Origin of the sequence: Massilia sp. Root335 (assembly GCF_001425685.1) — a bacterium.
In the GTDB taxonomy this organism is placed as follows: domain Bacteria; phylum Pseudomonadota; class Gammaproteobacteria; order Burkholderiales; family Burkholderiaceae_D; genus Telluria; species Telluria luteola.
In genome coordinates this window covers 90,285-111,497 of record NZ_LMCY01000052.1, presented here as the reverse complement: position 1 = coordinate 111,497, position 21,213 = coordinate 90,285, and the positions used below count along the sequence as shown (strand labels likewise).

The following is a 21,213-nucleotide window of genomic DNA, read 5'->3' as shown; positions in this document are numbered from 1 at the left end:
ACAAAACCTTGTCGTGCCGATCATGGCCCCGTCAACAACTCGAACCCCTCGTCGATCCATCCCGTGATACCGCCGATCATCAGCTTCACGGGGCGCCCCAGCTTCGCCAGCCGGTACGCCGCGCGGTGCGCACCATTGCAATGCGGGCCCGCGCAATAAACCACGAACAAGGTGTCCAGCGGATAATCGCGCAGCTTCGCCTCGACGATCTTCCCGTGTGGCATGTTGATCGCCTGCGGCACATGGCCGCGCGCATACAGGTCGGGGCTGCGCACGTCGAACAGGACAAAATCCTGGGTTCCACTGGCGATCGCATCGTACACGTCCCAGCAATCCGTCTCGAATTCGAAAGCGGTGCCGAAGTGGACCATCGCGCGCTCGCCGGATGCCGCGGGGATGGTGGATACGGATGAAGTCATGGGTCTCTCCTGTCAGTGAGCCGCCAGTGTCGCAGCGCCGGCACGCCAGCGACAGTACCTTGCGTGACAGAAATTGGTAACATTGCGCCATGTCCCATCACGTCTCCATCATTGCCTACGATGGCCTGTGCACTTTCGAATTCGCCTGCGCCATCGAGCTGTTCACCCTGGAGCGCCCGGAGCTGGACGTGCGCTGGTACAGCCATACGGTCTGCGCCATCGAGCCCGGCCCCCTGCGTGCCAGGGGCGGCCTGACCGTGCAGGTGCCGCACGGCCTCGACGCGCTTGCGCAGGCCGACACGATCGTGATTCCCGGCTGGCGCGATCTGGCGGATGCGCCGCCGGCGCCCCTCGTCGACGCCCTACGCGCGGCGCATGCACGGGGCGCGCGCATCTGCTCGATCTGCACGGGCGCGTACGTGCTTGCCTACGCCGGCCTGCTCGATGGCCTCGTGGCGACCACGCACTGGCACTACCTGGACGATATGCGCGCCCGCTTTCCCGGCGTCGCGATCGATCCCGACGCGCTGTACGTCGACGCCGGGCGCATCGTCACGTCGGCCGGTTCCGCGGCCGGCCTCGACATGCTGCTGCATCTGGTGCGGTCCGACTTCGGCGCGGACGTCGCCAACAAGGTCGCGCAACGCCTCGTGATCCCGGCCCACCGCGACGGCGACCAGGCGCAGCGCGTCGCGCGTCCTCTCCCCGACGCCGGTACGGACACCATCGCCCGCCTCATGGACCAGGTACGCGAAAACATCCGCGCCGACCATACGGTGGCCTCGATGGCGGCCGCCGCATGCCTCGGGACGCGCACGTTCCAGCGCAGGTTCAAGGAAAGGACAGGCCTGGCGCCGCTCGGCTGGCTCGTGCGCGAACGCATCGCCCTGGCCGCGCAATTGCTCGAGTCGCGGCCCCAGCTTGCCATCGATGCGATCGCGGATCTGGCCGGGCTCGGCTCGGCCGAATCGCTGCGGCGCCATTTCCGCGCGCACGGCCTGGCGCCGCCCGGGCGCTACCGCAAGCGCGGCGGCGAGCGGGCGCCGGCCTAGCTAGGCCGGCTATTTGTACTGATACAGCGGGCGGCGGATGAGGATGGGCCGGATGTCCAGCCGCATGTTGTAGATCGAATAGGTTTCCATGGATGCCGACTGGTAGCCGACGCTGTCGTCCGTGCGGGTGAAGCGGAATTCGAAGCCGAGATCGGGCTGGACGCCGTTCGGGCTGCCGAGCGTGATGCCGATGGCGTCCGGCTGGTCGCTGTCGATCAGCTTGCTCATCAGGTCGACGACGGTGCTGTTGCCGAGGATGTCGGCGGTGAACAGGGGCTCGCGGTAGTACGGCCGCGAGGGGTCGAGCTTGCCGTCGGCCTTGTCCTCGGACGGCGTGTATTCGTGCGTGGCGATGTTGAAGCGGTCGCCGTTGTCGAGGTAGCTGACGCGCACGTTGGTCACGTTGAACGCGCCTTCGTGCACGGTCGCATCCGCCAGGTCGAGCACGAGCGCGCCCTTGTAGCCGATCACCTCGACGTCGCGGCTGGGCAGCACGACCATCGCCGTGTCCTCGTCGATGCCCAGCCCCAGTTTGTAGCCCTTCTTGAGCATGGCGGGCAGCATGCGCGCGAAGCGGCCGCGCACGAGCAGGTGCTGGTCAATGAACACGTCGTCGCCGATGAAGCCGAGCCCGTCCATGATCTCCTGCCCCTCCGCCACGCCCAGCTTGAGCGTGGCCAAAACGGCCTTGGGCCGGCCGAACATCGTGCTGCTCATGATGGCGGCGCCCGCGCTGGAGCCGGCGATCACGCCGCCGCCGCGGTACATGTCCCACAGGGCATCGAGCACGCGGGTATTGCTGCCGTCCTCGTGGCGCAGGGCGCGGGTGATGCGGCTCTGGTCGCCGCCAGCGAAGAACGCGCCGTTCGCGCCGCGCACCGCTTCGGCCAGGCCCGGATCGTCGGCCGCGGCCTGGTAGTCGCTGCCGGACAGCTTGACGGCGACGGGTACGAAGAACGCCTTGGCGCCATAGCTGTCGAGGCGTTCGACGAGGCTCTTGCCGGACCGTTCGGGCATCCCCGACGCCGACGCGAACACGGCGATGCGCGCGCCCTTGCCGCCCGCCAGCTGGATGATGCGTTCCCACACGGGGCCATTCGCGGGACGCAGATTCCCGCCGATGATGACGAGGGATCCCTTGGGCGGCGCCGCGTCGACGGCGGCGCACCAGGGCGCGCCGGCCAGCAGCAGCACGGCCAGCAGAAGTCGCAGCGCGGAGCGAACCATAAAATCCTTCCCAGATTCAACATTGAACCGACGGACAGATCGTAAGACTGATTCTAGAGGACTGTCGCCGTGTTGAGTCCGGTCAGGAAAGATATATGTTCGGGTAGTAGCGCTCCATCAGGCTGTCCGGACGTTGCGACGGCGCGAATCCGAAGCGGGCAAACAGGCTGTGCGCGTCGCTCGTGTTGAGGGTGAAGCGCCGCAGCCGCTGCAGGCTCGGATGCTCCATCACGACGCGGATCAACTGCTTGGCATAGCCGCGTCCGCGGTACTCCGGAACGACGAAGACGTCGACCAGGTGGGCCACGGTCGCATAGTCGGTAACGACCCGCGCAAATGCGATCTGGCGATCGTCGAGGTAGCCGCCGAAGCACAGCGAATTCTCGATCGAGCGCTCGACCACGGGACGCGAGATACCCACGGCCCAGGTCGACTGCTCGCTGAGGAAGCGGTAGATCATCGGAATATCGAGCCGCGTCCGGTCGGTGCTGACCTGGAAACTGGAATCGTTGGTGGTTGAAATCATGGACACGCCGCACCGTCAATCTGGTAAAAAAACCAATTCTAGCCCCGTTCCGGTCCGCGCGGACGATTCGGTCAATCGTGCGTGCATGATCGGATCAGCGCCGGGGCAGATAGCGCCCCGGCAAGCGCAGCGATGCAACCTCGACGCGCCACGGCACGTTCACGATCCGCCGGCACTTGCCGTACCCTTGCCCGCATGGTCGTCTCCGATCGTTATGTTTATCAACGGAAAAGTCGACGGTGCCGATTCGCCGGGGGCGCGTCTGCACAGTTTATAATCAGGAATCCAAGAAAATCCCCTCACCGTCTCCCATCATGACTGAACAATTTGCCAAAAAAGCGGAAGCCTGGTCGGCTCGCTTCTCCGAACCCGTCTCCGACCTCGTCAAGCGCTACACCGCGTCCGTCTTCTTCGACAAGCGCCTGGCCCTGTTCGACATCCAGGGTTCGCTCGCCCACGCCGAGATGCTGGCCGCCCAGGGCATCATCAGCGCCGAGGACCGCGCCGAGATCGAACGCGGCATGGCCCAGATCCGCGGCGAAATCGAAGCCGGCAAGTTCGAGTGGCTGCTCGACCTGGAAGACGTGCACCTGAACATCGAAAAACGCCTGACGGAACTCGTCGGCGACGCCGGCAAGCGCCTGCACACGGGCCGCTCCCGCAATGACCAGGTCGCGACCGACATCCGCCTGTACCTGCGCGCCGCCATCGACGACATCCTGACCCTGCTGAAAGGCCTGCGCGGCGCCCTGACCGATCTGGCGGAACGCAACGCGGACACCATCATGCCGGGCTTTACGCACCTGCAGGTGGCGCAGCCGGTGACGTTCGGCCACCACCTGCTGGCCTATGTGGAGATGTTCGGCCGCGACGCCGAGCGCATGGCGGACACGCGCCGCCGCGTGAACCGCCTGCCGCTGGGTGCCGCCGCCCTGGCGGGCACCACCTTCCCCATCGACCGCCTGCGCGTGGCCAGGACCCTCGGCTTCGAGGACGTCTGCCACAACTCGCTCGACGCTGTATCTGATCGCGATTTCGCGATCGAGTTCACGGCCGCCGCATCGGTCTTGATGATGCACATCTCGCGCATGTCGGAAGAGCTGGTGACGTGGATGAGTCCGCGCGTGGGCTTCATCGACATCGCCGACCGCTTCTGCACCGGCTCGTCGATCATGCCGCAGAAAAAGAACCCGGACGTGCCGGAACTGGCGCGCGGCAAGACCGGCCGCGTCTACGGCCACCTGATGGGCCTGCTGACCCTGATGAAAGGCCAGCCGCTGGCCTACAACAAGGACAACCAGGAAGACAAGGAACCGTTGTTCGACACGGTCGACACCGTGCTGGACACCTTGCGCATCTTCACCGACATGGCGTCCGGCATCTCGGTGAAGCCCGAGAACATGCGCGCGGCCGCCCTGCAGGGGTATGCGACGGCGACCGACCTGGCCGACTACCTCGTCAAGAAGGGCCTGCCGTTCCGCGACGCCCACGAAGCCGTGGCGCATGCCGTGCGCGCGTGCGACGACGCCGGGTGCGACCTGTCGGAGATGTCGCTGGAGCGCCTGCGCGAGTTCTCGCCGCTGATCGAACAGGACGTGTTCGCCGTGCTGACGCTGGAAGGCTCGGTCGCGGCCCGCGACCACGTGGGCGGCACGGCGCCGAACCAGGTGCGTGCGGCCATCGCGCGCGTGCGGGGCCAGTTGGCGGAATAAAAATGGGTAGAATCCGACCGGACAACCGTTCGGTCGGAGGACGCCATGCAACGCTACGGCAACCAGAGTCGTGAATCCGGCGTCGTCGCCTACGACATCGACGCCGGCCGGATCGTCGTCCAGTTCAGGAACGGCGACCGCTATCTCTACACGGAAGACAGTGCCGGCGCGGCCAATATCGCCAGGATGCACGAGCTGGCCCGGGCCGGGCGCGGACTGTCGACCTTCATCAGCCAGCACGCGCACGACCGCTACGAACGCAAGATTACCACCCACCAGAACGATCCATGACCGCAACGCCCGACCTGCCCCAACGCGATTTTTCCGCCTTCCTGTTCGACATGGACGGCACCCTCCTCACTTCCATCAAGGCCGCCGAGCGCGTCTGGGGCGACTGGGCCGCCGGCCACGGGCTCGACGTGGCCGCCTTCCTGCCCACCATCCACGGCAAGCGCACCGAGGACACCATCCGCGCCCTGGAACTGCCCGGCGTCGATCCGGTGGCGGAAGCCGCGCGCATCACCCTGGCCGAGATCGAGGACGTGGCCGGGATCGAAGCCATCGAAGGCGCCGCCGCCTTCGTCGCCAGCCTGCCGGCACGGCGCTGGGCCATCGTCACCTCCGCGCCGCGGGCGCTGGCCGAAGCGCGCATCGCCGCGGCCGGCCTGCCGCGGCCGGCCGTGCTGGTGGCCGCCGAAGACGTCGAGCGGGGCAAGCCGGCGCCCGATCCCTTCCTGCTGGGTGCGCGCAAGCTCGGCGTGGAACCGAAGGACTGCCTCGTGTTCGAGGACACGCTGGCCGGCCTGCGCTCGGCCGCGGCGGCCGGCATGGCGAGCATCGTCGTGACGGTCACGCATGCGCATCCGCTCGAGACGGACGTGAGCGCGGTCCTCGACTATGCGGACCTGTGCGCCGCGACGACGGCGGACGGCCTGCTGCGCGTGCAGCGCCGCGCGTGACGGCGGAACAGCGGTTGGCTAGCGCGGTTCGTCCGGACTGACGCCGGCCTGCTCCCCGTGGTCGGCGCGGAACACGCGCGGCTCCAGCGTTTTTTCGTCCGTTTCGATGGCCGCGCCCTCGCCCGCGCCCGGCATGGCCGACGTGCGCGTGTCGCGCTTGGGATAGGGCGTACCGTCGCGGTGAAAATAGCTGTCGGTCTTGCCGCTGTAGACGAGGTCGATGTCCGGATACTGGGCCTGGTCCTCCTGGTTACGGGAGCCGACGCACAGGAACAGCGCATTGCCCCAGCCCCGGTTGATGAGCTGGTGGCCGTTCGGCCGCCCGGCCGGAAAGGCCGCGCAATCGCCCGCGCGCATCAAGGTTTCGCCTTCGTCCGTGACCAGCGTCAGTTCGCCGGACACGACCATCACGAATTCGTCCTCGTGGCTGTGCCAGTGGCGTTGCGCCGAGGCCGCGCCGGGCTGCAGTTCGACGAGGTTGGCGCCGAACTGGGTCAGGCCGCCGGCATCGCCCAGCGACTGCCGACTGCGGCCGTTGACGGCTTCGGCAAAGGGATCGGGATACCCGGTACCGGTCAGCACGGGAATACTGCTCAGGTCTAGCCGCGACATGGATCACTCCTTTCACGGAACGTCGAAAACCTGGCGACGGTTTTTCGAGGTCCCTTTCAGTTTCACGCGCGGCTTCGGACCCTCCTCAGCCGCGTTTTTGCACCAGCGTCAGGATATCGTAACTTGCGACGAGTTCGTCGTTCTGATTCGTTACCTGCACGTCCCACGCGACCACGCCCTGCCCGCGCCCCTGGTCGTCCGTACGGTTGCGGTCGACCTTGCGCTTGCACGTGAGGCGCGCGCGGATCGTGTCGCCGATCGCCACCGGCGCCACGAAACGCAGGTTGTCGAGGCCGTAGTTCGCCAGCACGGGACCCGGTGCCGGCGACACGAACAGGCCCGCCGCCGCCGACAGCACGAAATAGCCGTGCGCGATGCGCTTGCCGAACTGCGTGTCGCGCGCCGCGATCTCGTCGAAGTGCATGTAGAAATAATCGCCCGACACGCCGCCGAAGTTGACGATGTCGGCCTCGCTGACGGTCCGGCGGTGCGTCAGCAGCGAGTGGCCGATCTCCAGGTCTTCGAAATAGCGGCGGAACGGGTGCACGTCCGATTCCTTGACGGCCGCGCCGCGCACGTATTCTCCCGTGACTGCGGCCAGCATCGTCGGCGACCCTTGCACCGCCGCCCGCTGCAGGAAATGTTTGACCGCGCGGATACCGCCGAGTTCCTCGCCACCGCCGGCGCGGCCCGGACCGCCGTGCTTGAGCATCGGCAGCGGCGAGCCGTGGCCCGTCGAATCGACGGCCGCGACGCGGTCGAGGATGTGCACGCGGCCATGCGATGCCGCCGCGATGGGCACGGCGTGCGCCGCGATGGCCGGGTCCTTCGTGACCAGCGTCGTCACCAGACTGCCCTTGCCGCGCGCGGCCAGCGCCAGCGCCTCGTCGATGTCGCGGTAGGCCATCATCGTGCTGACGGGGCCGAAGGCCTCGATATCGTGCACGGCGTCGTTATCCATCCCGTTGCGGCACAACAGGAGCGTGGGCGCGAAGAAGGCGCCGGCCGCGGCGCCTTCGCCGACGGGATCGAACCCGTCGCGGGCGCTGAACAGCACCTCGTTGCCGCGCGCGAGCATCTCCACGCGTTCGCTGACGTCGCGCTGCTGGTCCAGCGACGCGAGCGCGCCCATGCGCACGCCCTCGACCTTCGGATTGCCCACGACGATCTTCGCGAGGCGCGCGCGCAGGCGCTCGCCGACGACGTCGACGAGGTGCCCGGGCACGATCACGCGGCGGATCGCGGTGCACTTCTGGCCCGCCTTGCCCGTCATCTCGCGCGCCACTTCCTTGACGAACAGGTCGAGCTCCTCGTCGTCCGGCGTGACGTCGGGCGCGAGGATGGCGGCGTTGAGCGAATCCGCCTCCGCCGTGAACGGCACGGATTCGCGGATCAGGTTCGCATTGCCGCGCAGCTTGGCGGCCGTGTCGGCCGAGCCGGTGAACGTGACCGCGTCGAAGCCGTTCAGGCGGTCCAGCAGGTCCCCCGTCGAACCGATGACGAGCTGCAGGCAGCCTTCCGGCAGCAGGTTCGATTCCATCATCATCTTCACGACCGCATGCGTGAGATAGCTGGTGGCGGTGGCCGGCTTGGCGATGCAGGGCATGGCGGCGAGGAAGCTCGGCGCGAATTTCTCCAGCAGGCCCCAGATCGGGAAATTGAAAGCGTTGATGTGCACGGCCACGCCGCCGCGCGGCACGAGGATGTGCGTGCCCGCGAAGCCGCCCCGCTTGCCGAGCGCCATGGCCGGGCCTTCGTGCAGCACGTTCGACGACGGCAGCTCGCGCCCGCCGATGCTGGCATACGCGTACAGGGTGCCGATGCCGCCTTCGACGTCGACCCAGCTGTCCGGCCGCGTGGCGCCCGTCAGGTGCGAGATATCGTACAGCTCTTCCTTGCGCTCCATCAGGTACGCGGCGAGGGCTTTCAGGCGCTGGGCGCGCTGCTGGAAATCCATCCGCATGAGCGCCTGCACGCCCGTCTTGCGGGCATACGCGACGGCCTCGCCGAAGTCGATCCTGTCGGCGTGCGTGTGGTAGATCAGCTGGTTGTCCAGGGCGCTGTGCAGCGGCTGGTGCGCCTGGCTGCCGAGCCAGCGGCCGGCGATCAGGCTTTGCAGGGTGGGGGTCATTTCTTGTCTCCTCCGGGAGGTGGATCACATCGTTTATCGTGCGGTTTCTGTTGCTTGACTTGGGTCCCCGCCTCCGCGGGGACGACGTTCTTAAGCACGAGTCCTAAAATTACCGTCGTTCCCGCGAAGGCGGGAACCTAAGTTCAGCGTGTATCAACGCGGCTACTTTTTCGGCTTGTGCGGCTCATCGAACACGATGCGCTGCCGGTCCGGCTCCACGTCCGTGAACGCCTCGACTTCGCGCATCGTACGCATCGACCTGACGTTCAGGTCGTGGTACTGCCGCGTGCCATAACTCTTCCACGCGATTTCGTCGTCCGACACGGCGCGTACGATCTTCGCCGGCGCCCCCAGCACGAGGCTGCGCGGCGGGATGACCATGCCGGCCTTGACGAAGGCCGCCGCGCCGACGATCGATTCGCTGCCGACGACGGCCTTGTCCATCACGACGGCATTCATCCCGACCATGGCATTGCGTCCCACGCGGCAGCCGTGCAGCACGGCGCCGTGGCCGATGTGGCCATCCGCCTCGACGACCGTGTCGTCCTCCGGAAAGCCGTGCATCACGCACGTGTCCTGCACGTTGGCGCCCTCTTCCAGGATCAGGCGGCCGAAGTCGCCGCGCAGCGACGCGAGCGGCCCGACATAGCAGCGCGGACCGACGATCACGTCGCCGATCAGCACCGCCGTCGGGTGCACGTACGCCGTCGGGTGCACGACGGGACGCAGGCCGTCGATCTCGTAGACCTTGACCATGTCGTTCTTCCTTACACGCGTTCCACGATCAGGGCGATGCCCTGGCCGACGCCGATGCACATCGTGCACAGCGCATAGCGGCCGCCGGTGCGGTGCAGCTGGTTGACGGCCGCCGTCACGAGCCGCGCACCGGATGCGCCCAGCGGGTGGCCGATGGCGATGGCGCCGCCGTTCGGGTTCACGTGCGCGGCATCGTCCGGCAGGCCCAGGTCGCGCAGCACGGCCAGACCTTGCGACGCGAACGCCTCGTTCAGTTCGATCACGTCCATCTGGCCGATCGTCAAGCCCGTCATCGCCAGCAGTTTCTTCGTCGCGGGCGCCGGGCCGAAGCCCATGATGCGCGGCGCCAGGCCCACCGTCGTCATGCCGACGACGCGGGCACGCGGCGTCAAGCCATATTGATCCACGGCCGCGCCGGACGCCATCAGCAGCGCGCAGGCGCCGTCATTGACGCCGGACGCGTTGCCGGCGGTGACCGTGCCGTCCGGCGCCACGACACCTTTCAGGCGGGCCAGCGATTCCAGGCTCGTGTCCGGGCGCGGGTGCTCGTCGGTGTCGAACACGCGCGATTCGCCTTTGCGCCCGTGGATGGTCACCGGCACGATTTCGTCCTTGAACACGCCGGCCGCATGCGCCGCGGCCCAGCGCTGCTGGCTGCGCAGCGCGAACGCGTCCTGGTCGCCGCGCGCGATGCCGAATTCGCGCGCCACGTTCTCGGCCGTCTCCGGCATCGAGTCGATGCCATACTGCGCCTTCATCTTCGGGTTCACGAAGCGCCAGCCGATCGTCGTGTCCTCGATCTTCGCGGTGCGCGAGAATGCGCTGTCGGCCTTGGCCATCACGAACGGCGCGCGCGTCATGCTCTCGACGCCGCCGGCGACGATCAGGTTCGCCTCGCCGGCGCGGATGGCGCGCGCGGCGCTGCCGACGGCATCCAGGCTGGAGCCGCACAGGCGGTTGATCGTGGAGCCGGGCACGATTGGTGCCAGGCCGGCCAGCAGCGCGGCCATGCGCGCGACGTTGCGGTTATCCTCGCCGGCGCCGTTGGCGCAGCCGTACAGCACGTCGTCGACCTGCGACCAGTCGACGCCGGGATTGCGTTCGATGAGCGCGGCGATCGGCAGCGCGGCCAGGTCGTCCGCGCGTACGCCGGACAAGGCGCCCCCGAAGCGGCCGAACGGGGTGCGGATGGCGTCGACGATGAATGCGTCAGTCATGCTGGAATCTCCTCATTGGTGTTTGGGTCGCTTGTCGACCACGCGGCGCGCCTTGCCCGTCGGCGAGCGCTCGATGCCTTGCGCCGGCAACAGCGTCACGGCGGTCGTCACGCCGATGTAGGTCTTGATGCGGTGCTGCAGGTCGCGGGCCAGCGCATCGGCGTCCGCCGCCGCATCGCCTTCGCGCAGCTCGCAATGCACGGCCAGCGCGTCGAGGTGGCCGTCGCGCGTGACGACGAGCTGGTAGTGCGGCGCCAGCGCGGGCATCTGCAGGATGAGTTCCTCGACCTGGCTGGGGAATACGTTCACGCCGCGGATGATCAGCATGTCGTCCGAGCGTCCACTGATGCGGCCCATGCGGCGCATCGAGCGTGCGGTGGGCGGCAAGAGCCGCGTGAGGTCGCGCGTGCGGTAGCGGACGATCGGCAGCGCTTCCTTCGTGAGCGACGTGAATACGAGCTCGCCCTCTTCCCCGTCCGGCAGCACCTCGCCCGTGTCGGGGTCGATGATCTCGGGATAAAAATGGTCTTCCCAGATCACGGGGCCGTCCTTCGCTTCGATGCATTCGCTCGCCACGCCCGGCCCCATCACTTCCGAGAGCCCGTAGATGTCGACGGCGTCGATACCGGCGCGCGCTTCGATCTCGCTGCGCATGGCATTCGTCCACGGCTCGGCGCCGAAGATGCCGACCTTGAGCGACGACGCGGCCGGATCGAGGCCCTGGCGCCGGAATTCCTCGACGATGTTCAGCATGTACGACGGCGTCACCATGATGATCGACGGCTTGAAATCCTGGATCAGCTGGACCTGCTTTTCCGTCTGCCCGCCCGACATCGGCACGACCGTGCAACCGAGGCGTTCGGCGCCGTAGTGGGCGCCGAGGCCGCCCGTGAACAGGCCGTAGCCGTAGGCGATGTGCACCATGTCGCCGGGCCGGCCGCCGGCCGCGCGGATCGAACGGGCGACGACGTTCGCCCACGTGTCGATGTCGCGCCGCGTGTAGCCGACGACGGTCGGCTTGCCCGTCGTGCCGGACGACGCGTGCACGCGCACGACCTGCTCGCGCGGCACGGCGAACAGGCCGAACGGATAATTGTCGCGCAGCGTCTTCTTTTCCGTGAACGGGAATTTCGCCAGGTCGGCCAGCGTCTTCAGGTCGTCCGGGTGCACGCCCGCTTCATCGAACGCGCGGCGGTAGTGCGCCACGTTTTCGTAGGCGTGCGTCAGGCTCCACTTCAGCCGTTCCAGCTGCAAGGCCTGCAGTTCGTCGCGGCTGGCGCGCTCGATCGGCTCCAGTTCGCCGGGTTGCGGAATGCGTTGCACCATCGTTCTCTCCCAAGTTTTACATATCGACCGGCGCGACCTGGCCGGCGACGCGATGCGACTTCCCGCGCAGCAGCGCGACCTTGCGCCCGTCCCCGTCCGTCACGACGACGTCGTAGACACCCGTCTTGCCGGACAGCGCCTGCTCGACCGCTTCCGCCACGAGCACGTCGCCCGCGCGGCCGGGCGCCAGGTAATCGATCGTGCAGCCGGCGCCCACGGTATTCAAATTGTGCGAATTGCAGGCGAACGCGAACGCGCTGTCGGCCAGCATGAAGATGTAGCCGCCGTGGCAGGTGCCGTGGCCGTTCAGCATGTCGTCGCGCACCCGCATGCGCATGCGCGCGTAGCCGGGACGGATCGCGTCGAGCGTCATGCCGAGGGCCTGGCTGGCCGGGTCGCGTTCGTACATCGTCTTGCCGGCCAGTTCGGCCAGCGCTTGCGGATTACCGTGCATGGATGCGTGCTCCGTCGGGGTTGGCGGCCAGCTTGCGGCGCAGCAGCGGCGACACGCGGTAGCGGTCCTCGCCATACGCCGCGCCCAGGTTGGCCAGCACGGTGAACACGTGCCGCAGGCCGACTGCATCGGCCCACGCCAGCGGACCGCGCGGATAGTTCACGCCCTTCTGCATCGCGATGTCGACGGCGGCCGCGGAGCACACGCCCTGGTTGACGGCATCGAGTGCCTCGTTGGCCAGCATCGCGACGGTGCGCATCACGGCCATGCCCGGCACGTCGTCGAGGCGGGACACGGTGAAGCCGGCCTTCTGGAACAGGCCGACGGCGGCGTGCCAGGCGGCGTCGCTGCACTGGTCCGCGCGCGCCAGCGCGATGCGCGTGGCCTGGGACGGGTCGAGCAGCAGGTCGAACAGGATCGTGTCCGGGTTGCCGTCATCAAACGCGCGCTGCGTGGCGCTGCGGCCGTCCGTCAGGAAGATGGCGCCGCCCGCGTGGAAGGCCGGGACTGCGCCGTCCGCCGCCGTCACCGCGATACCGGCGTCGCGCAGGCGCGTCGCGAGCGCGTCGAACAGCGGATGGGCGCCGGCATGCGTCACGCGCACGTTCTCCTGGCACGCCTGCGCCGCTTCGGCCTGCGCCTGCGGCATCGCCACGCCCTCGCCATAGCGGTAGAATCCGCGCCCGGCCTTGCGGCCCAGGAAGCCGGCATTCACCAGTTCCTGCTGCACGACGGACGGCGCGAAGCGCGGATCGCCGTAGTAGGCATTGAAGACGGATTGCGTGACGGCGTAATTGACGTCGTGGCCGATCAGGTCCATCAGCTCGAACGGGCCCATGCGGAAACCGCCGCAGTCGCGCATCACGGCGTCGATCGTGGCCGGATCGGCGGCGCGTTCGAGCAGCAGGCGCAGCGCCTCGGCATAATAGGGCCGCGCCACGCGGTTGACGATGAAGCCGGGCGTGGACTGCGCATGCACCGGGTTCTTGCCCCAGGCCGCGGCCGTCGCGCAGACCGTGTCGGCACAGGCCTTGTCGGTGGCGACGCCGGAGACCACTTCGACCAGCGCCATCAGCGGCACCGGATTGAAGAAGTGCATGCCGAGGAGGCGTTCCGGGCGCTTCAGGGCGGCGCCGATGGCCGTGACGGAAATCGACGACGTGTTCGTGGCGAGGATGCAGCCCGGGCCCACGATGTCTTCCAGTTCGGCGAACAGGGCACGCTTGACGTCCAGGTTCTCGACCACCGCCTCGACCACCAGCGCGGCGTCGGCCGCCTCGTCGAGCGCGCGCATGGGCAGCACCCGTTCGCGCGCGAGATCCGCTTCCGCCGCGCCCATGCGGCCTTTTTCGACGAGCCGTGCAAGGGCCTTGACTATGCCGGCGATGGCCTGCCCGACGGCTTCCGGACGGGTGTCGTACAGGCGCACCCGGTGCCCGGCAACGGCCGCCACCTGGGCGATGCCCGCGCCCATCGCGCCGCTGCCGATGACGGCGACGACGCTGTTCTTGTCCAATCCCTCGGCCATGCTCACTCCCCTTTGAACTGTGGCTGGCGTTTGGCGATGAACGCGCTCACGCCTTCGCGGTAATCGTGGCTGTAGCCCAGTTCCCGCATCATGTTCCCTTCCAGCTGCAGTTGCTGTTCCAGCGTGTTCGTCCAGCTTTCCTGCATCGCGCGCTTGGTGAACGCCAAACCTTTCGTCGGCGCGCTCGCGAAGTGGCGGGCCATCGCCAGCGCTTCGTCCATCAGCGATTCATCCGGCACGCAGCGCCAGATGAGGCCCCATTCCTCGGCCTTTTCGGCCGGCAGCTTGTCGCCCAGCAGCGCGAGACCCATCGCGCGGGCCGGCCCGATCAGGCGCGGCAGCACCCACGTGCCGCCCGTGTCGGGGATCAGCCCCAGCTTGCAGAACGCTTCGATGAAGCTGGCCGACTTCGCGGCCAGCACGATGTCGCACGCGAGCGCCAGGTTGGCGCCGGCGCCCGCGGCCACGCCGTTGACGGCGCAGATCACGGGCAGCGGCAGGCTGCGCAAGGTGAGCACGAGCGGCGCATAGAATTTTTCGACGGATTCGCCCAGGTCGACGCCCGGCGCGCCCGGCTCGACGGCCCGGTCGTTCAAGTCCTGGCCGGCGCAGAATCCGCGCCCGGCGCCCGTCAGCAGCAGCACGCGCACGCTCTTGTCCTGTTCCACGCGCGCCAGCGCGTCGCGCACTTCGCCGTGCATGGCCTGGGTAAAACTGTTCAGGCGCTCGGGGCGGTTCAGGGTCAAGGTGGCGATGCCGGATTCGATGGCGAACCGGATGGTTTCGTAGGTCATGCGTGTCTCCTTTTTTTATTCGACCACGTCGAAATCGACGACGACCTTGTCCGTCACCGGAAAGCTCTGGCAGCTCAGCACGAAGCCGCGCGCGACTTCGTAGTCTTCCAGCGCATAGTTGACGTCCATGTCGACCTGCCCCTCGCGCACCTTGCAGCGGCACGTCGAGCACACGCCGCCCTTGCACGAGTAGCGCATGTCGATGCCCGCGCGCAGGCCGGCGTCGAGGAGCGATTCCTTGTCGCGGTCCATCGTGAAGCTGGCGTGGTTGCCGTCCATGATCACGGTGACTTCGGTCAGGTGGTGCGCCTCGCTTGCCGCCTCGCGGCGCGGCTTGCGCGGCTCTTGCGCGCCGCCTGCCGCGAACAGTTCGATGCGGATGCGCTCTTTCGGCATGCCCGCTTCCTGCAGCGCGGCGGACACGCCGTGCATCATGTCTTCCGGGCCGCAGATGAAGGCGTAGTCGACGTCTTCCACGCGCAGCCAGCGCTGGAACAACTGGCGGCATTTGTCCTGCGTGATGCGGCCGCTGAACAATTCGATGTCCTGCTGCTCGCGGCTCATCACGTAGACGAGGTTCAGGCGTTCCAGGTACTGGTCCTTCAGCTCGGCCAGCTCGTCGCGGAAGATCACGGACGACGTTGCGCGGTTCCCGTACAACACGGTGAAGCGGCTGTGCGGCTCGGCGATCAGGGTCGTCTTGACGATCGAAAGGATCGGCGTGATGCCGCTGCCGGCCGCGAAGGCCAGGTAGTGGCGGCGGCTGTCCGGTTCGAGCGGCAGGTTGAACCGGCCTTCCGGCGGCATCACGTCCAGCGTGACGCCGGGCCGGATGCATTCGTTGGCCCAGGTCGAGAACAGCCCGCCCTGCACGCGCTTGATGGCGACGCGCAGGCGGTCGTCCTGCACGGCCGAGCAGATCGAATATGAGCGGCGCACCTCGTCGCCGTCGATCGTCGCGCGCAACGTCAGGTGCTGGCCCTGGCGGTACTGGAACGCCTCACGCAGCGGCATGGGCACGTCGAAGGTGACGGCGATGGCGTCGCGCGTCTCGTGCTTCACGTTCGCCACGGTCAATGGGTAGAACTTGCTCATGTGGGCCTCAATGGCATTTAAAGTAGTCGAACGGCTCGCGGCAATCGAGGCACTGGTAGAGCGCCTTGCACGGCGTCGAGCCGAACTGGCTGGTCAGGCGCGTGTGCATCGAGCCGCAGTGCGGGCACGCGACGTCGGGCGGCCGGATCGCGTGGCGCTTCACGCCGTGAGCCAGAGCGCTGATGTCGATCACCTGCTGCACCGGCGGCGCGATGCCGTAGCCCTTCAGTGCGGCCTTGCCCGCGTCGCTCATCCAGTCCGTCGTCCATGCGGGCGACAGGCGGGTGGCGATGCGCAGGCGGTCCACGCCGCGTGCGCGCAGGGCCCGTTCGATGTCTTCCGCGATGACGTCCATGGCCGGGCAGCCGGAATACGTCGGAGTGATCGTGACGACGCATGCGCCGTCGCCGGCCACCGTCACGTCACGCACGATGCCCAGGTCGACGACGGAGATCACCGGGATCTCCGGGTCGGGCACCTCGCCCAGCCAGGCCCGGACCTGGTCGGCGGTGACGGTCGGCGCGTCCATGGTCGTCACCATTCCACGCCGGGATAGGCGCGCTGCAGGAACTGCATCTCGGCCAGGATGTAGCCGAGGCGCTCCGTGTGGCGGCCCTGCTTGCCGCCGCGCTGCACGTAGGCGTCGACCGGCGGCATCGTCAGGGTCGCCTCTTCCAGCACCTCGGCCACGTGGCCCAGGAACGCGGTGCGCAGCGGCCCGGCGGCCGGTGCGACCCCCTGCTCGACCATGGCGAGATCGACGTCGTCGTAGATGAACATCTCGCCGGCATACGTCCACAGCTCGTCGAGCGTGTCCTGCATCTTGCGGTGGCTGACGTCCGTACCGTCGCCCAGGCGCACGACGAGGTCGCCGCTGCGGCGCAGGTGGTACGTCACTTCCTTGACCGATTTTTCCGCGATCCCGGCGATGCGGCGGTCGCTGGAATCCAGCAGGCCGCGCATCAGGAAGTAGTGCCACGTATCGAACAGGAACTGGCGCGTCAATGTCTGCGCGTAGTCGCCGTTCGGCTGCTCCACCAGCAGGCAGTTGCGGAATTCGCCGGCATCGCGCAGGTAGGCGAGACGGTCCTCGTCGCGGCCGCGGCCTTCGATCTCGCCGGCATACGTGAGCCACATGCGCGTCTGGCCGAGCAGGTCGAGGGCGACGTTGGTCAGCGCCATGTCCTCTTCCAGCGCCGGGCCCTTGCCGCACAGCTGCGACAGCTGCTGCGACAGGATCAGCGCGTTGTCGCCCTGGCGCAAAAGGTATTCGAGCTTCGCGTCCATGCGCCGTCCGCTCACAGGTTCTTGACTTCTTCCGGCATCGGGAAGAAGGTCGGGTGGCGATAGACCTTGCTGTTCGACGGTTCGAACAGCGCATCCTTGTCGGCCGGGCTGGAGGCGACGATGTCGGCGGCCTTGACGACCCAGATCGACACGCCTTCGTTGCGGCGCGTGTAGACGTCGCGCGCGTTGTTGATCGCCATTTCGGCATCCGGTGCGTGCAGGCTGCCCACGTGTTTATGGGCGAGGCCGTGCTGGCTGCGGATGAAGACTTCCCACAGGGGCCATTCTTTGCTCATTTGTGTCTCCGTTAAGACCATCGTTCCAGCGCAAGACCGTCATTCCCGCGCAAGACCGTCATTCCCGCGCAGGCGGGAACCCAAGTTTTTCGAACCGCACGAACATTGGGTCCCCGCCTGCGCGGGGACGACGGTTTCACGGGTCGACGGTTTCGCGGGGATGACGGTGTCGATATAGTGTTTGATTCTTATGCGGCGGCCTTCCTGGCGGCCTGTTTGTCCGCGTGTGCCACGAGCGCCTCGCGGAACCACGCGCCGTCCTCGTACGCTTTTACCCGCGTACGCAGGCGCTCCTTGTTGCACGGCCCGTTGCCCTTGAGGACGTTATAAAACTCGTCCCAGTCGATCGCGCCGAAGTCGTAATGGCCGCGTTCCTCGTTCCACTTGAGGTCCGGATCGGGGACGGTCAGGCCGAGGAATTCGGCTTGCGGCACGGTCTGGTCGACCATGCGCTGGCGCAGCTCGTCGTTCGAGAACAGCTTGATGCGCCAAGCGGTCGACTGCGCGCTGTTGACGGATTCCGCGTCCGACGGGCCGAACATCATCAAGGAAGGCCACCACCAGCGGTTCAGGGCGTCCTGCGCCATCGCCTTCTGTTCGGGCGTGCCCTGGGCCAGCTTCATCATGATGTCGTAGCCCTGGCGCGCGTGGAACGACTCTTCCTTGCAGACGCGGATCATCGCCCGCGCATACGGGCCGTACGAGCAGCGGCACAGCGGGATCTGGTTGATGATGGCCGAACCGTCCACCAGCCAGCCGATGGCACCGATGTCGGCCCAGGTCAAGGTCGGGTAATTGAAGATGCTCGAATACTTGGCGCGGCCCGCGTGCAGGGCCTCCAGCAGTTCGTCGCGCGACACGCCCAGCGTCTCCGCGGCGCTGTACAGGTACAGGCCGTGGCCGGCCTCGTCCTGGATCTTGGCCAGCAGGATGGACTTGCGCTTCAGGCTCGGCGCGCGCGTCACCCAATTGCCTTCCGGCAGCTGGCCGACGATCTCGGAATGGGCGTGCTGGGAAATCTGGCGGATCAGCGTCTTGCGGTACGCCTCGGGCATCCAGTCCTTCGCTTCGATCTTCACGCCGGCGTCGATGCGCGCCTGGAACGCCTGCTCTTCGGCGCTCATGTCGGCGCGGGCCTGGACCTGTTTCAGGCCGGTTTCCACCATCTGGGCATACATGGTCAGTCTCCGTTTGTCATCTGCTCCGATTCATAATACGATACAAGAATCGTGATGTATAGCGAAATTTTGAATCATATCGAGACCGGGTAAAATCGCCGCCATGACCGAACCCAGCAGCCTTCAGTGGATCAACCACTTCCTCGGCACCGACCCGCCGCGTTCCAAATCGCTCGTAATGACGATCTTCGGCGACGCCATCGCGCCGCACGGCGGCCGCCTGTGGCTGGGCAGCCTGATCGAACTCGTGGCGCCGCTGGGGGCGACGGACCGGCTCGTGCGCACGAGCGTGTTCCGCCTCGTCCAGGAAGGCTGGCTGGTGGCCAATCGCGAGGGGCGGCGCAGCAGCTACGCGCTGCAGCCCGACGCCCAGCCCCGCTTCGCGCGCGCCAACCGCCGCATCTACGCGCCGCCCGGCGTCGACTGGGACGGCCGCTGGACCCTGCTGCTGGCGCCCAACGGCAGCATCGACAGCGCGCTGCGCGCGACGGTGCGCAAGGAACTCGAATGGGAAGGCTTTGCCATGCTGGCTCCCGGCCTGCTGGCGCATCCGGCGGCCGACCAGGACGGCGTGGCCGAGGTGCTGCGCCGCGTGGACGGCGCCGGCAAGGTGTTCGTTTGCGCCGCGACGGAACTGCCGGGCGTCGGGGCGCGGCCGCTCGCGGAACTGGTGCGCGAAGGCTGGGACCTGTCCGGCGTCATGGCCGGCTACCGCCGCTTCATCGCGGATTTCACGCCGCTGCTCGACCTGCTGCGCACGGAGCCGGCGCCGGACCCGCAGCAGGCCTTCATCGTGCGCACGCTGCTGATCCACGCCTACCGCCGCGTCCAGCTGCACGATCCGATGCTCCCGCTGGCCCTGCTGCCGCGGCCATGGCCGGGGTCGGAGGCGTATGCGCTGGCGCAGGCGATCTACCGCCTCGTGTGGGCGCCGGCCGAGCGGCACCTGATGGATGTGCTGCGGCGCGAGGATGCGGAAGCGCCGGGCGCGGATGCGGGGTTGGCCGAGCGGTTCGGCGGGCTGCAACTTGAATAAACAACGTCGCCCCCGCGAAGGCGCGGGAACGACGAGCCAACTCAACAATCCAGCGCAAACTGCGCCGCCGCCATCGGATGGCGGATCCGGTCCAGGGCCAGCTCCAGGTCCAGCCCGGGCCAGTACAGGCACTCGCGGCCCAGTTGTTCGATGCGGCACAGCTGCGCCACCGTGGCGTGCTCGAACCAGGGGAACAGGGCGAACGGCAGATACAATTCCTCGTCGCGCCAGCGCAGCCAGAAGCCGCGCCGGTCGATGCTCGTGATTTCCGGCCGCGCCACACGAATATCCTTCATCGCCTATCCTCCCGTGCCGCATCGATACGATACGGCCAAGCAAGAACGGTAACAAATGCGCCGGCACGACGCATTGAGCGGCAGCAGAGCATCTGGTTTCCCGCGGCGAAAGCGGTATCATGCTCGCCTCACACCCAACAAGAACAGGACGACACACCATGTCTATCAAGATCAGCAGCCAGTTCGACGCTGGCGCCATCGAGGTCGTGAACGCCACGAGCGCGAACGCCATCGACCTGAACATCCGCAAGGACTCGCACGCCGACATCACCCAGTGGTTCTACTTCCGCCTGCAGGGCGCGCAAGCGCAGCCGTGCACGATCCGCCTGCTCAACGCCGGCAAGTCCGCCTACCCGAAGGGCTGGGAAGACTACAACGCGATGGCCAGCTACGACCGCGTCAACTGGTTCCGCGTGCCGACGAGCTTCGACGGCCAGGCGCTCACCATCGAGCACACGCCGGCCATGGACAGCGTCTATTACGCCTATTTCGAGCCGTATTCGTGGGAGCGCCACCTGGAGCTGCTCGACCGCGCCCAGCTGTCCGAGCACGTGCGCATGCTGGACCTCGGCTCGACCGTCGACGGCCGCGACCTGAACCTGCTCGTCATCGGCGACGAAGGCGCGGGCAAGAAGAACGTGTGGGTCATCGCGCGCCAGCACCCGGGCGAGACGATGGCCGAGTGGTTCGTCGAAGGCATGCTCGACGCCCTGCTCGACCCGGCCCACCCGTTCGGCCGCCAGTTGCTGAAGGAGTCCGTGTTCTACGTCGTGCCGAACATGAACCCGGACGGTTCCGTGCGCGGCAACCTGCGCACGAACGCGGCCGGCGCCAACCTGAACCGCGAGTGGCTCAACCCGTCGATGGAACGCAGCCCGGAAGTCTTCCTGGTCCGCAAGAAGATGGAAGAAACGGGCGTCGACCTGTGCCTCGACGTGCATGGCGACGAGGGCCTGCCCTACGTCTTCATCGCCGGCAGCGATGCCCTGCCGACCTTCACCGCCGAGCAGGCCGCCGCGCAACAGGCATTTTCGGACGCCTTCATGATCGCCAGCCCCGACTTCCAGGACGTCCACGGCTATCCGAAGGAGCCGTACACGGACGAGGTGCTGACGATGGGTTCGCCGTACGTCACGCACGCCTTCGGCTGCCTGTCGCTGACCCTGGAACTGCCGTTCAAGGACAATGCCAACGACCCGGATCCGCAGGTCGGCTGGGACGGCGCCCGCAGCGCGCGCCTCGGCGCCGCCGTGCTGCAGCCGGTGCTGCAGGCGATCCGCAAACTGCAGAAATAAAAAACGGGGCGCAGGCC

The 21,213-nt window shown here is 67.4% G+C and carries 23 protein-coding genes; 6 read left to right on the top strand and 17 right to left on the bottom strand.

From position 1 onward, the window contains the following. Positions 1-20: 20 nt before the first annotated feature. A complete protein-coding gene (locus ASC93_RS27130) occupies positions 21-419 on the bottom strand; it encodes a rhodanese-like domain-containing protein (protein WP_056450103.1) in 399 nt (132 codons plus the stop codon). An 89-nt stretch (positions 420-508) separates the two neighbouring features. Here ASC93_RS27130 and ftrA point away from each other — a divergent pair, with 89 nt between their 5' ends. Beyond that, positions 509-1,471, top strand: a complete 963-nt coding sequence (ftrA, locus tag ASC93_RS27125) for a transcriptional regulator FtrA (RefSeq protein WP_056450101.1) — start codon at positions 509-511, stop codon at positions 1,469-1,471. Positions 1,472-1,480: 9 nt separating this feature from the next. On the opposite strand, the gene ASC93_RS27120 is transcribed toward ftrA, so the two are convergent. Next, on the bottom strand, positions 1,481-2,698 hold the full coding sequence (locus tag ASC93_RS27120) for a cyanophycinase (RefSeq protein WP_056450100.1): 1,218 nt from the start codon (positions 2,696-2,698) through the stop codon (positions 1,481-1,483). A gap of 82 nt (positions 2,699-2,780) precedes the next feature. Beyond that, positions 2,781-3,224, bottom strand: coding sequence for a GNAT family N-acetyltransferase (locus ASC93_RS27115; protein ID WP_056450098.1), 444 nt, complete (start codon positions 3,222-3,224; stop codon positions 2,781-2,783). A gap of 314 nt (positions 3,225-3,538) precedes the next feature. On the opposite strand from ASC93_RS27115, the gene argH reads away from it, so the two are divergent. Genes argH through ASC93_RS27100 form a run of 3 tightly spaced genes read left to right on the top strand, consistent with a single transcriptional unit; the run spans position 3,539 to position 5,895 of the window. Beyond that, positions 3,539-4,936, top strand: a complete 1,398-nt coding sequence (argH, locus tag ASC93_RS27110; protein WP_056450096.1) for an argininosuccinate lyase — start codon at positions 3,539-3,541, stop codon at positions 4,934-4,936. 45 nt (positions 4,937-4,981) lie between these two features. Further along, a complete protein-coding gene (locus tag ASC93_RS27105; protein WP_056450094.1) occupies positions 4,982-5,227 on the top strand; it encodes a hypothetical protein in 246 nt (81 codons plus the stop codon). Further along, a complete protein-coding gene (locus tag ASC93_RS27100) occupies positions 5,224-5,895 on the top strand; it encodes an HAD-IA family hydrolase (RefSeq protein WP_056450093.1) in 672 nt (223 codons plus the stop codon). The genes ASC93_RS27105 and ASC93_RS27100 overlap by 4 nt, the downstream gene beginning before the upstream one ends. Before the next feature lie 18 nt (positions 5,896-5,913). Here the strand turns inward: ASC93_RS27100 and ASC93_RS27095 are convergent, their stop codons facing one another. The 13 genes from ASC93_RS27095 to paaA all read right to left on the bottom strand — a co-directional run bounded on the left by ASC93_RS27095 (position 5,914) and on the right by paaA (position 18,569). Continuing rightward, complete coding sequence (locus ASC93_RS27095) at positions 5,914-6,507, bottom strand: cupin domain-containing protein (RefSeq protein WP_082548375.1); 594 nt, start codon at positions 6,505-6,507, stop codon at positions 5,914-5,916. 85 nt (positions 6,508-6,592) lie between these two features. Then, entirely contained in the window at positions 6,593-8,638 is a 2,046-nt protein-coding gene (paaZ, locus tag ASC93_RS27090; RefSeq protein ID WP_056450091.1) for a phenylacetic acid degradation bifunctional protein PaaZ, read from the bottom strand. Positions 8,639-8,800: 162 nt separating this feature from the next. Further along, on the bottom strand, positions 8,801-9,394 hold the full coding sequence (gene paaY / locus ASC93_RS27085) for a phenylacetic acid degradation protein PaaY (RefSeq protein ID WP_056450089.1): 594 nt from the start codon (positions 9,392-9,394) through the stop codon (positions 8,801-8,803). A gap of 11 nt (positions 9,395-9,405) precedes the next feature. After that, positions 9,406-10,611, bottom strand: coding sequence for a 3-oxoadipyl-CoA thiolase (pcaF, locus tag ASC93_RS27080; protein WP_056450087.1), 1,206 nt, complete (start codon positions 10,609-10,611; stop codon positions 9,406-9,408). Between the two features lie 12 nt (positions 10,612-10,623). Further along, complete coding sequence (paaK, locus tag ASC93_RS27075) at positions 10,624-11,937, bottom strand: phenylacetate--CoA ligase PaaK (protein WP_056450080.1); 1,314 nt, start codon at positions 11,935-11,937, stop codon at positions 10,624-10,626. 16 nt (positions 11,938-11,953) lie between these two features. Continuing rightward, entirely contained in the window at positions 11,954-12,391 is a 438-nt protein-coding gene (gene paaI, locus ASC93_RS27070; protein WP_056450079.1) for a hydroxyphenylacetyl-CoA thioesterase PaaI, read from the bottom strand. Continuing rightward, entirely contained in the window at positions 12,381-13,919 is a 1,539-nt protein-coding gene (gene paaH, locus ASC93_RS27065) for a 3-hydroxyacyl-CoA dehydrogenase PaaH (protein WP_056450075.1), read from the bottom strand. Before paaH ends, paaI begins: the two co-directional genes overlap by 11 nt. A 2-nt stretch (positions 13,920-13,921) precedes the next feature. After that, on the bottom strand, positions 13,922-14,713 hold the full coding sequence (paaG, locus tag ASC93_RS27060) for a 2-(1,2-epoxy-1,2-dihydrophenyl)acetyl-CoA isomerase PaaG (protein ID WP_056450072.1): 792 nt from the start codon (positions 14,711-14,713) through the stop codon (positions 13,922-13,924). A 15-nt stretch (positions 14,714-14,728) separates the two neighbouring features. Next, positions 14,729-15,808 (bottom strand): 1,2-phenylacetyl-CoA epoxidase subunit PaaE, encoded by a 1,080-nt coding sequence (gene paaE, locus ASC93_RS27055; protein ID WP_056450070.1) that lies wholly within the window; start codon positions 15,806-15,808, stop codon positions 14,729-14,731. Positions 15,809-15,815: 7 nt separating this feature from the next. Beyond that, on the bottom strand, positions 15,816-16,337 hold the full coding sequence (gene paaD / locus ASC93_RS27050; RefSeq protein ID WP_056450173.1) for a 1,2-phenylacetyl-CoA epoxidase subunit PaaD: 522 nt from the start codon (positions 16,335-16,337) through the stop codon (positions 15,816-15,818). Positions 16,338-16,342: 5 nt separating this feature from the next. Next, entirely contained in the window at positions 16,343-17,095 is a 753-nt protein-coding gene (gene paaC / locus ASC93_RS27045) for a 1,2-phenylacetyl-CoA epoxidase subunit PaaC (RefSeq protein ID WP_056450068.1), read from the bottom strand. An 11-nt stretch (positions 17,096-17,106) separates the two neighbouring features. Next, positions 17,107-17,391: a 1,2-phenylacetyl-CoA epoxidase subunit PaaB gene (gene paaB / locus ASC93_RS27040; protein ID WP_036170214.1), complete on the bottom strand. Its 285-nt coding sequence runs from the start codon at positions 17,389-17,391 to the stop codon at positions 17,107-17,109. A 188-nt stretch (positions 17,392-17,579) separates the two neighbouring features. Further along, entirely contained in the window at positions 17,580-18,569 is a 990-nt protein-coding gene (gene paaA, locus ASC93_RS27035; protein WP_056450065.1) for a 1,2-phenylacetyl-CoA epoxidase subunit PaaA, read from the bottom strand. Positions 18,570-18,672: 103 nt separating this feature from the next. On the opposite strand from paaA, the gene paaX reads away from it, so the two are divergent. Further along, complete coding sequence (paaX, locus tag ASC93_RS27030; RefSeq protein ID WP_056450063.1) at positions 18,673-19,605, top strand: phenylacetic acid degradation operon negative regulatory protein PaaX; 933 nt, start codon at positions 18,673-18,675, stop codon at positions 19,603-19,605. A 41-nt stretch (positions 19,606-19,646) separates the two neighbouring features. Here paaX and ASC93_RS27025 read toward each other — a convergent pair whose 3' ends face one another. Beyond that, on the bottom strand, positions 19,647-19,901 hold the full coding sequence (locus ASC93_RS27025) for a DUF2442 domain-containing protein (RefSeq protein ID WP_157202139.1): 255 nt from the start codon (positions 19,899-19,901) through the stop codon (positions 19,647-19,649). Positions 19,902-20,059: 158 nt separating this feature from the next. Between ASC93_RS27025 and ASC93_RS27020 the strand changes: the two genes are divergently transcribed. After that, positions 20,060-21,196, top strand: a complete 1,137-nt coding sequence (locus tag ASC93_RS27020) for a M14-type cytosolic carboxypeptidase (RefSeq protein WP_056450056.1) — start codon at positions 20,060-20,062, stop codon at positions 21,194-21,196. Positions 21,197-21,213: the final 17 nt, after the last annotated feature.